Source organism: Agromyces sp. Y575 (genome assembly GCF_059445445.1).
Window position 1 is genome coordinate 438,335 of sequence record NZ_JCAIUI010000002.1, and the last position, 12,118, is coordinate 450,452.

At 66.1% G+C, this 12,118-nt stretch carries 11 protein-coding genes; 3 read left to right on the top strand and 8 right to left on the bottom strand.

Annotated elements, in window-relative coordinates; translation table 11 throughout:
- Positions 1-65 precede the first annotated feature (65 nt).
- The 3 genes from ku to AC1C2U_RS08190 all read left to right on the top strand — a co-directional run bounded on the left by ku (position 66) and on the right by AC1C2U_RS08190 (position 2,499).
- On the top strand, positions 66-974 hold the full coding sequence (gene ku, locus AC1C2U_RS08180; protein WP_495361244.1) for a non-homologous end joining protein Ku: 909 nt from the start codon (positions 66-68) through the stop codon (positions 972-974).
- A 166-nt stretch (positions 975-1,140) separates the two neighbouring features.
- Positions 1,141-1,698, top strand: a complete 558-nt coding sequence (locus AC1C2U_RS08185) for an HdeD family acid-resistance protein (RefSeq protein ID WP_495361245.1) — start codon at positions 1,141-1,143, stop codon at positions 1,696-1,698.
- A gap of 15 nt (positions 1,699-1,713) precedes the next feature.
- Positions 1,714-2,499, top strand: coding sequence for a tyrosine-protein phosphatase (locus AC1C2U_RS08190; RefSeq protein ID WP_495361246.1), 786 nt, complete (start codon positions 1,714-1,716; stop codon positions 2,497-2,499).
- Positions 2,500-2,656: 157 nt separating this feature from the next.
- Here AC1C2U_RS08190 and AC1C2U_RS08195 read toward each other — a convergent pair whose 3' ends face one another.
- From AC1C2U_RS08195 to AC1C2U_RS08230, 8 genes are all read right to left on the bottom strand, one after another.
- Positions 2,657-3,562, bottom strand: a complete 906-nt coding sequence (locus tag AC1C2U_RS08195; protein ID WP_495361247.1) for a DMT family protein — start codon at positions 3,560-3,562, stop codon at positions 2,657-2,659.
- Between the two features lie 2 nt (positions 3,563-3,564).
- Complete coding sequence (locus tag AC1C2U_RS08200) at positions 3,565-5,298, bottom strand: cation:proton antiporter (protein ID WP_495361248.1); 1,734 nt, start codon at positions 5,296-5,298, stop codon at positions 3,565-3,567.
- Positions 5,299-5,320: 22 nt separating this feature from the next.
- Positions 5,321-5,992, bottom strand: a complete 672-nt coding sequence (locus AC1C2U_RS08205) for a GAP family protein (RefSeq protein WP_495361249.1) — start codon at positions 5,990-5,992, stop codon at positions 5,321-5,323.
- The gene (locus AC1C2U_RS08210) at positions 5,992-7,113 is read right to left on the bottom strand and encodes a hypothetical protein (protein ID WP_495361250.1); all 1,122 of its coding nucleotides are present in this window, start codon (positions 7,111-7,113) and stop codon (positions 5,992-5,994) included. Before AC1C2U_RS08210 ends, AC1C2U_RS08205 begins: the two co-directional genes overlap by 1 nt.
- A complete protein-coding gene (locus tag AC1C2U_RS08215; RefSeq protein ID WP_495361251.1) occupies positions 7,103-7,789 on the bottom strand; it encodes a hypothetical protein in 687 nt (228 codons plus the stop codon). The genes AC1C2U_RS08210 and AC1C2U_RS08215 overlap by 11 nt, the downstream gene beginning before the upstream one ends.
- A 94-nt stretch (positions 7,790-7,883) precedes the next feature.
- Positions 7,884-9,281, bottom strand: a complete 1,398-nt coding sequence (gad, locus tag AC1C2U_RS08220) for a glutamate decarboxylase (protein WP_495361963.1) — start codon at positions 9,279-9,281, stop codon at positions 7,884-7,886.
- 80 nt (positions 9,282-9,361) lie between these two features.
- A complete protein-coding gene (locus tag AC1C2U_RS08225) occupies positions 9,362-11,314 on the bottom strand; it encodes a YhgE/Pip family protein (protein ID WP_495361252.1) in 1,953 nt (650 codons plus the stop codon).
- Positions 11,311-12,084 (bottom strand): ATP-binding cassette domain-containing protein, encoded by a 774-nt coding sequence (locus AC1C2U_RS08230; protein WP_495361253.1) that lies wholly within the window; start codon positions 12,082-12,084, stop codon positions 11,311-11,313. Before AC1C2U_RS08230 ends, AC1C2U_RS08225 begins: the two co-directional genes overlap by 4 nt.
- Positions 12,085-12,118 lie beyond the last annotated feature (34 nt).

Here is a 12,118-nt window from a genome sequence, read left to right on the forward strand (position 1 = left end):
GTACAAATTCGATGCCAGAGCACGAGGGGTATCGCCGCGGCTGCCTGCTGGTGTGTACTGGAGGCATGCGAGCCGTCTGGAAGGGGGCGGTCACATTCGGCCTCGTCAATGTGCCCGTCAAGTTGTACAGCGCCACCGAAGACCACGACGTGTCACTGCACCAGGTGCACGACGAAGACGGTGGGCGCATCCGCTACCAGCGCAAGTGCGAGGTCTGCGGCAAGGTCGTCGATTACAAGAACATCGACAAGGCCTACGACGACGGTGAGCAGACGGTGGTGATCACCGACGAAGACCTGAAGTCGCTGCCGGCCGAACGCAGCCGCGAGATCGAGGTCGTCGAGTTCGTGCCGAGCGACCAGATCGACCCGATCATGTTCGACCGCAGCTACTACCTCGAACCCGACTCGGTCTCGTCGAAGGCCTACGTGCTGCTGCGCGAAACGCTCGAATCGACCGATCGCACGGCGATCGTGCAGATGGCGCTGCGCCAGAAGACCCGCCTCGCTGCGCTGCGCGTGCACGGCGACGTGCTCATGGTGCAGACGCTGCTCTGGAGCGACGAGGTGCGCGCGGCCGAGTTCGCCTCCCTCGACGAGCCGGTCAAGATCTCGGCGAAGGAGCTCGACCTCTCGAAGCAGCTCGTCGAGAGCCTCGTCTCCGATTTCGACCCCGAGCAGTACGTCGACGAGTACCAGCAGGAGTTGCGCACGCTCATCGAGGCGAAGCTCGAGCAGGGCGAAGGCGTCGACACCGCCGCGACGTTCGGCGAAGAGCCCGAAGAGGACACGGGCGGCGAGGTCATCGACCTCATGGAGGCGCTGCGTCAGTCGATTGCGGCGAAGCGCGACGCCGGCGGGTCGGGCACGAGTTCGAGCAAGTCGGGCACGAGTTCGAGCAAGGGGTCGAAGGCAGCGAAGAAGAAGCCCGCGGCGAAGGCGTCGGGCACGCGAAAGCGCGCGGCTTCCGAGTGAACGGATGCCGCCACCGAGTGAACGGATGCCGCCACCGCGTCGACACCGACCGCCGGCGATGATGACACGCAGGGTGACGAGTCGGGTGATCTTTCGCTGGACCGGATCCGCGACGGCCCGTTGATCGCCATGCTTGCGTGAAGTGCAGACCGAGAGGACCTTCCGAATGACCACAGTCTCCGACACCCAAAAGGCCGCCAACGGCATCCGCACCGCTCTCGGCGTGGGTGGCGTGATCGCGCTCATCGTCGGCATCCTGATCCTCGTCTGGCCCGGAAAGACCGCGATCGTCGTCACCGCGATCATCGCGATCTACGCCATCGCGTCGGGTCTCGTGTACGCGGGCCTCGGCATCTTCACGAAGGGCAAGGGCGGATGGTCGCGCGTCGGCCATATCGTGCTCGGCATCGTGTTCGTGCTTGCGGGCATCATCGCGTTCGCGAATCTCGCACAGACGAAGGCCTGGCTCGCCCTGTTCCTCGGCATCGTCGTCGGGATCATGTGGGTCGTCGAGGGCATCGTCGCACTCTCGACTCTCGGCGATGCATCGTCGAAAGCCTGGTCGGTCTTCTTCGCGATCATCAGCATCATCGCCGGTATCGTGCTCATGTTCTCGCCGATGTGGGGCATCGCCGTGCTGTGGTGGCTGCTCGGCATCTCACTCATCGTGCTCGGCATCATCAACATCGTTCGTGCCTTCGCGTTCGGCAAGCGGCGCCGCTGAAGACGGGCAACGACCATGCACATCGACGGACTGTACAACTTCCGCGACACCGGTGGGATGCCGCTCACTGCGGGAGGCGCCACGCGCAGCGGAATACTCTTCCGCTCCGAGGCACTCAGTGCACTGACCCCGACTGGGATCGACGAACTCGCCGCCACTGATATCGGGGTGATCGTCGACTTCCGCACTCCAGCGGAACGTCAGGCGGCGCCGGACCGCATCCCGACGACACGACCGTTCCGGGTCGCAGAACTCTCGATGCTCGAGGGCGCGATGGCCGACATGGCATCACAGTTCGCGCAGAGCGGCGCTTCGATGTCACCCGAGCTGATCGCTCAGGCGATGGCATCGCTGCCGACGCTGAGCGATCTGTACCTCGGGATGCTCCAGCACCGCGCCACTCAGTTCGCTCAGGTCGCACGCCTCATCGCAGCGTCGACGGATGACGCGCCCTCCGCCGTGCTGGTGCACTGCACGGCGGGCAAGGACCGGACCGGCGTTGCGACTGCGCTCATGCTCGACGCCGTCGGAGTCGAGCGCACCGCGGTCGTCGCTGACTACGCGGCATCGCAGGACAACCTCGCAGGGCCGTGGGCCGATGGGATGCTCCACTCGATCTCGTCGTTCGGGGTTCCCGTGACGCCCGCGCTGCGCACGCTCGCGACCGGGACCCCGCCCGAAGCGATCGAGCAGGCGCTCGCGTGGACGGACTCCGAACACGGCGGCGCAGCGGGCTACCTTCGCTCCGGCGGACTCACGGAGGCCGAACTGGCGGCGTTGCGCGCCCGGCTCGCGGGCTGACCGCGGCAGGGAGCACGAGCGCCGGGGCATCCGTCTGAACGGGGCATCCGTCGGAATCAGACTCCGAACGGCGGTTCATCAGGCGTGCGACCTTCGGCGATGGCCTCTGCCAAGTCGACCAGCACACTGCGCGCGCGGTCGACTTCGTATTCGGCTCTCACACTTCCGCCTTCGCAGTCTCGGCGCGCGACAGGGCGAAGACCCCGCCGATCGACACCGCGCCCGCGGCGACGAACGCGAGGATCGCCCACGCGGGCGCAGCGCTGGCCTCCCCCAGGATCGTGATGCCGAGCACGACCGCGACCGCCGGATCGACGACGGTGAGTCCGGCGACGACGACCTCGGGGCGATTGAACGCGTGCGCGCGCTGCACGAAATAGATCGAGAGCGCCCCTGCGACGCCGATGCCGATGATGCAGCCGATCGTCAGCAGATTCGTCACATCGAAGGAGTACTCGCGCGAGGCGAGCGCCGCCTGCACCCGCAGAATCACCGTCTTGCCGAGTGTCGCCACGAACGCCGAATACACTCCGCCGAGCAGCACCCAGAACACGGGCGGCGTCGGCCGGTTGCGGCCGACCACCAGAACGAGACCCGTTGCCAGCAGCACGCTGACGAGCACCACGAGCACGGCGATGAGCTGCACGTCGGTGATGGAATGCTGGGTGCTCACGAGCGCCGCGACCGTGACGAAGGCTGCGACGCCGAGGACGCAGACCGCGATCGCCTTCACGACCGCTGCCGACGGCGCCCGCTTCACCACGATCGCCGTCAACAACACGGTGAAGACGAGCGCCGTGACACCGATGGGTTGCACGATGATGAGGGGCGCGAACGTGAGGCTGCCCATCTGCAGCAGGATCGCCACGATCAGTATGAGTGCGCCGATCAGCCAGAAATGGTTGCGGACGAGATGGATCGCCTTCGATCCGTCGACTCCGCGGGCGGCGTCGGCCTCCATCGCTCGGACACCCCGCGCCTGCAGGAGGTTTCCGACCGAGAGCGCCGCAGCCGACATGACCGCGAGTCCGATGCCGGCGAGCGGCGCCGAGTCCAATTCCATGGTCACTTCTCACTTTCGAGGTGGAGTTTCACGCTGATCTCGTACGCGTCGAGCTCGTCGAGCACGTACCGGAGTGCACTCGTGCTGTGCCTTCCCGATCGACCGAGTTCATGAAGACGCGCCCGCATCACACCGACCAGCGCGAGCTCGAACTCGAGGGCTTCCGGCGCGCTCTGCCCGTCCGCCGGGTCGAGCGGAGTGACGAACCGGGATCGCGGAAGCGAATAGCTCTCATCTGAGAACTCGCTCCGGTCACTGCGCAACAGCGAACCACGTTCGATGGCACCTTGCGCGGCATCCCGAAGCTCGCCGTCGATCGTGCGGATCTCCTCCCGCGGCAAGCCGCCTCCCTCGTCCTTTCCCAGCTTGAGCACGCGCGCGAGAACGGGAAGCGTCAGGCCCTGCAGCAAGAGACTTCCGGCGGCCACGAGGAACGCGATGAAGACGAGGAGATCCCGATCGGGGGTATCACTCGGCAGCGTCTGCGCGGCTGCCAGGGTGACGGCACCGCGCATCCCGGCCCAGACGATGATCGTGTTGTGCTTCCAGGTGAGCGGTGACGAGTCGAAGTAGTCGATGTCGGCGCGCATCCTGCCGATGCGCTTGGGGCTCCGCTTGCGGTCGACGGCCATCGATACCCCGGGCAGCGACGAGAGCCTCGGCTTACGGCGCGCTGTGGCATCCGGATGCCCCGTGGATCCGATCGCGCTGGCATCGAGCTGGTTCTGCACCGACCGTTTCACCCGGACCGAGTGAACGCCGAGCACCGGGATGACGTACGCCGCTCGAACCACGAGGAGGATGACGATGGCGAGCGCCGCGATCCAGGCGCCGCGAAGCAGGCCCTCGTCGGCGGCGAGATTGTTCTGCACGATTCCGTAGAGCTCGAGCCCCATCATGAGGAAGACGGCCCCCTCGAGGAGGAATTCGATCGTGCGCCAGGTGAGCTTGTCCGACATGCGCTGCTCGGGGGTCAGCCATCGGACCGATCCTTGACCGCATACGACGCCCGCCACGACCGCCGCGACGAGCCCCGAGCCCCCGAGCGCTTCGGTGGGCAGAAACGCGAGGTACGGAACCGTGAGGCCGAGCGCGGTGTTGGCCGTCGCGCTCGAGGTCCACGCCCGCAGCCTCAGGGCGAGCAACCCCGCCAGCGCACCGACCACGATCGCGGAGACGACGGCCCATGCGAAGGAGCCGAACGTGGTCAGCAGAGAGAAGCCCGAGGCTGCGGCGACGATCGCCGTGCGGAGGAGGACGAGCGCGGTGGCATCGTTGAGGAGGCTCTCGCCCTCCAGCACCGTCACGATGCGGCGAGGCATGCCGAGCTTGCGCACGATCGAGGTGGCGACCGCATCCGTCGGGCTCAGGATCGCACCGAGCGCGACCGCGAACGGGAATCCGATTCCCGGGATCACGAGGACGAAGAACACGCCGAGCACGAGCGAACTGATGATGACGAGCACGACGGACAATCCGCTGATCGCACTGAGGTCCCGTCGGAACTCGATCGCAGGAGCGGAGACCGCCGCCGAGAAGAGCAGCGGTGGCAGCACGCCCGTCAGAATCAGGGCCGGCGAAACCGACACCGCCGAGACGGCCGGGATCAGGCTGACCGCCACGCCGATGGCCACGAGGATCAGCGGGCCTGCGACGCCGATGCGACTGGAGAGCGAGTTCGCGAAGACGATCACGACGACGCCCGCGACGATGGCGAGCAGCAGCTCTACAGACATCCTGAGCCTCCCAACCTGAAACTCAGCCGGCCAGGTCGGCCACGCCCGAGCCGATCAGTTTGAAGCCGAGGATGAGGAACAGCACAGTCATGATCACCGCGTGGTTCGACACGAGCCAGGTGCGCGGTCCTGTGAGTCGCGCCTCCACCGTGCCCGGCGAGACAACGCTGAAGAGCCACGGAACGGCGACCGCGGTGACGCCGATGACACCGAAGATGAGCACCACGGCGACGAGCTCTTCGACCGGGAGTGCGGCTTGAGAGATCCGGCCGCCTGCCGCGGCGAGGAGCGGCAGGTCCTTTGGAGAGAGCGGACCGGAGATGAGGATGCCGACGAGGAACGCCTTCCAGATGCTCAACCCGTCGAGGCTCGCCATCCACTTCGGGGTACCGGTGGCCGATCGCTGGCGCCACTGCATGAACGCCAGGAAGAGCAGGCCCGCACCGAGGACGATCTCGATGACGTCGATGGTGATGTGCGGACCGGAGTCGGCCTCCTCTGCTCCGGCGGCGCGGCCGATGAGCACGAGCATTCCGACGAACACGATGGCGAACGTGTAGCACCCGAGGATGAAGGCCGTGCCGTTGGTGCGACCCTTGCCCGCGGTCGCCATCAGGATCACGGCGACGATGGCGAGCGGGCTGATCGCGATCGCGATTCCGATCGTGAGGAGGTCGGCGAGCACGGCGAGCATCAGCGGGCTGCCTCGGTCGAGCGGACCCCTCGGGGGGTCTCGACATTGCGCAGGAAGAGGATGATCCAGCTGAAGATCAAGAGCGAGGACACGAGCTCGACGGCCGTGAGGTTGTAGACGCCGGCCGCGAAGAGAACGGCCAGTGCGACGATGATGGCGACGTAGACGAACCCGAGCACGACGAATGCCCTCGGCATGGATGGGACGAGCCACGGGAGGCCGATCACCAGCGCCGCGTAGGCGACGGCCATTCCGGTCGCGACCGTGTTGTGGAGCAGGAAGAACCGATCGACGGGGAAGATGCCGACGCACGCCAGAAGGGTGCCGAGGAGCACGAAGAGCACGCGAACCGCGGCCCGCCGGCGACGTTGGGCTGTGGTGTACGACGGCAGCGTCGTCGTACCGAAGCGGGCGATCGTCGTGATGATGACGCCCGACACGATCAAGGTGAGATTGAAGGTCAACGATGAGATGTCATGCGTGATGCCGAGCGCCGAGAGATTCATCTGCCACCAGAGCGGATCGGTGGAGCTCAGCATCGCCGTGGTCACGCCGACGACGAGGAACACCGCCAGCACGAGCGAGAGCTGGCGCGGCGAGAGGTTCATTCCGCTGAGGGCGGCGAGGTATGCGGACAATGCGGTCGCGGCCGAGGCGATCACGACCGCGGGTGACGCGTAGACGGTTGCACCGATGAAGCTGTGCTCCATGATGGTCGCGATGCCGATCCAGCCGAGCAGTGCGATCGCACCGTGCGCGAGCGACAGCGCCACGAGGTCGAACCAGCGATAGCGTGCGCGATCGGCGTCCGGCGCCTCCGTGCGGTCGTCGTGTCGCGGCACCGATCGAGCGACGGCGAACGCGATCGCGGCGGCGATGGCACCCGCTATCCCCGTGAAGTCGCCCAGCGAACGTCGACCGTCGATGGGGAGCTCGCGCCCCCAGAAGACGAACGCCGCCACCACCCCGGTGATCACGAAGGCGACAGCCCCCACGGTCAGCGCGAAGGATTCGTCGTCCATCACCCGCACGCGCCAGTCGACGCGATGGGACGCGATAGCCGGCACAGGCTCCCGGTCGCCGTCGACGCTCACCGGATCCAGGATCTGATCATTCGACACGTGGATCCCGACGCTTCGAGCGGTTCCACTGCGGCAGCACGACGAGGGACGCGAGCAGGAAGCAGATCGCACCGATGAAGGTGCCGCCGCTGGAGAGCGGGCCGCTGATGGAGCTGCCGTTCGGGAGGATGTACGCGCCGACGGCCGAGATGCCGAAGGCGACGCATCCGACGAAGTTGATGAGCACCGACCACCACGCGATGCTGCCGAGATCCCAGAGACGCGCCACGCGTGCATAGGCGACGAAGGCGAAGAAGCCGCTCACGAGGAAGGCGACGGAGCCGCCGGCATCCGGGTTCCAGACGAAGTGCTCCTGAGTGGAGATCGATTTCGCGTACAGCGCCGCGCTGGTGCTCACATTGAACATGAGCGTGCCGAAGGACTGCGTCGAGGCCGTGAGCCACTCGGCGCGCACCATCCGCCCGGGCGGGTACGACACGGGTACGGCGACGGCCCCGCTGAGGAACAGCTGAATCAGTCCGGCGGTCGTGAAGAACCACGCCCCGATGAAGAAGAGCAGGTTGGAGCCCGCAGTGCCGAGCGCTTCGCTCAATCCGGGAGCGGACCCGACCGCGAAGAAGGCCGAGCCGATCATGAAGCCCCAGCACTGCTTCGTCACGGTGGGGATGAGGAAGGACATCCGGGGCCGTTCGGTATTCGTCGCTGCGGCGCTCATGGTCGCGTGCTCCACATCTTTCAAGTGCCTGTCGATCTCGGCCGACCGCCGCGGGGAAGGCGCCGGAGCGACGCCGTCCCCGCACCGGTGACGATCAGTGGTGGAAGTGCGACCCGGTGCTCGCCTCACGGGGCAGGGGCGCCGTCAACGCCTCGAGGAACGCCACTTCGCCTCTGATGTCCGACAGGAGGGCCGACGCCAGGTCTCGGCTGAGTCCGACCTTGACGACGATGCGCTGCAGGGTCACGTCCGACAGGTTGTCGGCCATCGGATAGGCCGGCACGAGCCAGCCCTTCATCCGCAACCGGTCGGCGAGGTCGTAGAGGCTCCACGTCTTGGTGTAGCCGTCCTTGAGCACCCACGCGAACACCGGGATGGTGTCGCCCTTGCTGACCAGCTCGAACGGGCCGATCTTCGCGATCTCCGAGGAGAGGTACGTCGCGACATCGATCGAGTTCTGCTGCACCTCCCGGTACCCTTCACGGCCGAGGCGAAGGAACTGGTAGTACTGCAGCAGCACCTGAGCGCCGGGGCGGGAGAAGTTCAGTGCCAAGGTCGGCATGTCGCCGCCGAGGTAACTGACGTGGAAGATCATGCTCTCGGGCAGCACGGCCTGGTTGCGCCAGATGACCCAGCCCACACCCGGGTAGACGAGCCCGTACTTGTGACCCGAGGTGCTGATGGAGTTCACCCGATCGATCTGGAAGTCCCACTTCAGCTCGGGCTGGCAGAATGGCGCGACCATGGCCCCGGATGCCCCGTCGACGTGGATCTTGACGTCGAGGCCCGTGTTCGCCTGGATCTCGTCGAGCTTGGCGGCGATGGCCTCGACAGGCTCGTACGCTCCCGTGAAGGTCTGGCCGAGGATGGCGACGACGCCGATCGTGTTCTCGTCGACGTACTTCTCCAGCTCGAATCCGTCGAGCACCATGTGCTCGCGAGTGACCGGAACGTACCGGGGCTCGATGTCCCAGTAGTTGCAGAACTTCTCCCAGACCACCTGCACGGCAGCCGACATGATCAGGTTCGGCTTCTCGGTCGACTTTCCCTCGGCCTTCCGCTTCTCCTGCCACAGCCGCTTGAGTGCGAGGCCACCGAGCATGCACGCTTCCGAGGAGCCGATCGTCGACGTTCCGATCGTGTCGCTCGTGTCGGGCACGTGCCACAGGTCGGCGAGCATCCGCCAGCAGCGATCCTCGATCGCCGCCGTGGCCGGGTACTCGTCCTTGTCGATCATGTTCTTGTCCGCGGCTTCGGCGTAGAGCTTCTTCGCCTCGTCGTCCATCCACGTCGAGACGAACGTCGCGAGGTTCAGCCGCGAGTTCCCGTCGAGGATGGCCTCGTCGTGAACGATCTGATAGGCCGTCTCCGGCAGGCTGGGCTGCTCGGGGAGCACGAACTTGTCGAACTCGGTCGCCTCACCAGGTCGGACGAAGACCGGGTTCACACTGATCGTGGGGTCGACGTTCGTCGTCTGGCGCGCCTTGCTGATGTTGATGGTCACTTTCGCTCCTGAACTTGCTTGTACAACGAATGATTCGTACGACTGGACGGCTTCTCCCGATCGCCCTCCTAGACCTCGACCGGCGGATAGAGGCGATCCATGTTGTATTGCCGGTTGCGCCGGGCTGCCCAGGTCGAGACTGCGATGAAGGCGACCGTGAGGGCCAGGATCACGGCGATCGACGACCACAGCCGCGAGTCGACCCCGCCGAGAATCAGCTGCCGAAGACCGGTCACGGTGAAGGTCATCGGGTCGATCCAGTGCAGGTACTGGAACGGCACCGAGGTGACAGGAACGGGGTAGATGCCCCCGGCCGACGTCAGCATGATCATGAGGAACACGAGCGTCGCCACCCTGCCGACGGCGGGACCGAAGAGCGCGTTGAACATCTGTATCAGCGCCAGGAACATCGCGACCATCAGGAACATGAACGCGAGCGTTCCCCCCGCGTGGACCGGATGCAGCCCGAGCCCGAAGTACAGGACCAGGAACAGGAGGAGCGCCTGCAGGATGCCGACGAACAGCGTCGGCGCGTAGGAAGCGAGCACGACGCGGAACGACCCGAGACCCTGTGCAAGCGGGCGCGCCTGCAACGGCGTGAAGAGCATCCAAGCGATGAGCGAACCGACGAACAGGCCGAGGCCCATGAAGAACGGCGCGAAGCCGTACGCGAAGGTCTTCGCCTCGTTGTGGGTCACCTCGTCGAGCGCAACGGGATCGGCGAGCGCCTTGACGAAGTTGCCCTGTTCCTCGTTGTTCCAGGACGGGATGAACTGCATGCCCTGATCGACCGCGCCGGCGAGTTGGTCGGTGCCCGCCGCCAGGAGCGGGGTACCCGCCGCGAGCTGGCTCGCGCCGTCGCTGAGCTGCACGAGTCCGGAGGACAATTCGTCGGCACCCGAGCGAAGCTGACCCGCGGCGGCCCGGACCTCACCGAGATCCCGCTGGACTCCACCGTTCTCAACCGAGCGAAGGATGACACTCACACGGCTGTCCGGGTTGTCCAGCTCGGCGGCGATGACGTCCACATCCTGCTGGATAGCGGCGAATGTCAGCGCCAGATCCTGAGAGATCCAGTTGTCGAGGATGAAGTCCCGAACCTCCGTGAGGCGGCTCGCGAAGTCCTGTTGGACCTCATCACCGGCCGCGAGCTCGGCGATGATCGTGTCCAGCCGGTTGATGGCCTCGTCCCTGCCCGCAACGACCCTGTCGAGTGCCGCTGCAGCCTGATCGGTGTTCGTGGTCACGCGCTGGACGACCTGCCGCAGTTCCGTCCCGGTCATTCCCGAGCTGTCGACGATCGACTCGGCGCGGGTCACGGCACCATCGACGGCGTCGTCCAACTCGTCGAGCGCACCGGCCAGTGTCGCCGAGCCGTCTTTCGCCGTGACGAGGTTGTCTGCGAGTTCTTGCGCGCCCGCGTTCGCGGTCTGCATGCCGGCGTTGAGTTCATCGACCTGCGCTGCCGCCTCTCGCAGCTTCGGGATCGTGCCCTCGGCCAGACCCAGCACGGTCTCGAAGATCTGCTCGCCCACTTGAGCGCTGACCTGGTTGATCGCCTCGGCCGCGGCGTCCTGCCCGATGACGGTCGCCAGGTAGTTGTTCGCATCGTTGTAGGTGAAGATCAGCCTCGCCTGATGTGCGTCGTCGGACGCCGCCGACGTCACCGATTCGCTGAAGTCCTCTGGAATCGTGATGGTGAAGTAGAAGCGCCCGTGGGCCAGGCCGTCGACTCCCTCCTGCTCATCGACCTCGTACAGATCGAGCTGTTTCGATTCGATGAGGCCCGTGACGACGTCGGCACCCGCATCGGTCCGTTGCCCGTCGACCGTCGCCCCCTCGTCGAGGTTGATGATCGCGACAGGCAGCTTGTTCACTTCGCCGAACGGGTTCCAGAACGCCCACAGATAGAGCGCGCAGTACATCAGCGGCATGATGATGATCACGATGAGGGCGAGCCGCGGCATGCGGCCGCGGTAGTAGCGCTTGAAATCGCTCCCGGGCGAAAATGCGGCGATCATCGGCTGAGGGCCTCCTGCTCGAGGGTGGCGAACTCTTGGTCCGTCAGGTTCGGGACTTCGATGTACTCGCGCGCACCGCTACCGGGGAATACGCCGTTCACGTCGGCCGTGATGACGGTCTGCTCGCGGCCGAGTGCGACGAGTCGCTCGAGCAGCTTGTGCGCGTTGCGAATGCTGTGGAGCGTGTCGATACCGCCGACGACGAGGATCTCCGGGTTGCGGATGTTCGCGACCGCGATGCGGAAGAGCGCGGCGGTGAACTCCGGCAGCTCTTCGACCATCGCGTCCATGGTCGGCAGCGTGTACTCGCCGAACACGGGGCGGCAGATGCGTTCCAAGTCGTCCTCGGTCGACTGCGGCACCCACCCGTACCATGGGGCGGCCCACCGGACCTGTTCGGTCACGATGTCGTGAACGCGAATGGTCTGCGTGATCCCGTCGACCTCGTCGAGGTTGGCGATCGTCGCGTGGTCGAAGAGATGGTGGGCGTCGTTCTCGCGACCGAATGCCGTCAAGGTTCCGGTCGAAGGCTTCATCCGCCCGGCGAGAGTGAGCAGGAGCGAGGTCCTGCCCCGCCCGCCCGCTCCGACGAGGACCGTCACGCCCCCCGCGCGAACCGTCAGGTCGACGGGACCGTAGATGTGCCCCCACGAAGCGTCGACTCCCATACCGGATGCCTCGAGCAGCACATCACCCGCCTCGATCCCCGGCTGAGTGATGGCCTCGGAGCCGCTTCGTGCGGTCGGCTCACCCGCTTTGGACGACGTCATTCCTTCTCCCCCTTCGAACCGTCGCTTCGCCTGT

Excerpts from the sequence above, each read along its gene's own strand:
- AC1C2U_RS08225 (WP_495361252.1), bottom strand. The coding sequence starts at position 11,314 with ATGATCGCCGCATTTTCGCCCGGGAGCGATTTCAAGCGCTACTACCGC.
- AC1C2U_RS08215 (WP_495361251.1), bottom strand. The coding sequence starts at position 7,789 with ATGAGCGCCGCAGCGACGAATACCGAACGGCCCCGGATGTCCTTCCTC.
- AC1C2U_RS08205 (WP_495361249.1), bottom strand. The coding sequence starts at position 5,992 with ATGCTCGCCGTGCTCGCCGACCTCCTCACGATCGGAATCGCGATCGCG.
- AC1C2U_RS08200 (WP_495361248.1), bottom strand. The coding sequence starts at position 5,298 with ATGTCTGTAGAGCTGCTGCTCGCCATCGTCGCGGGCGTCGTCGTGATC.
- ku (WP_495361244.1), top strand. The coding sequence starts at position 66 with ATGCGAGCCGTCTGGAAGGGGGCGGTCACATTCGGCCTCGTCAATGTG.
- AC1C2U_RS08195 (WP_495361247.1), bottom strand. The coding sequence starts at position 3,562 with ATGGAATTGGACTCGGCGCCGCTCGCCGGCATCGGACTCGCGGTCATG.
- AC1C2U_RS08190 (WP_495361246.1), top strand. The coding sequence starts at position 1,714 with ATGCACATCGACGGACTGTACAACTTCCGCGACACCGGTGGGATGCCG.
- AC1C2U_RS08230 (WP_495361253.1), bottom strand. The coding sequence starts at position 12,084 with ATGACGTCGTCCAAAGCGGGTGAGCCGACCGCACGAAGCGGCTCCGAG.
- AC1C2U_RS08185 (WP_495361245.1), top strand. The coding sequence starts at position 1,141 with ATGACCACAGTCTCCGACACCCAAAAGGCCGCCAACGGCATCCGCACC.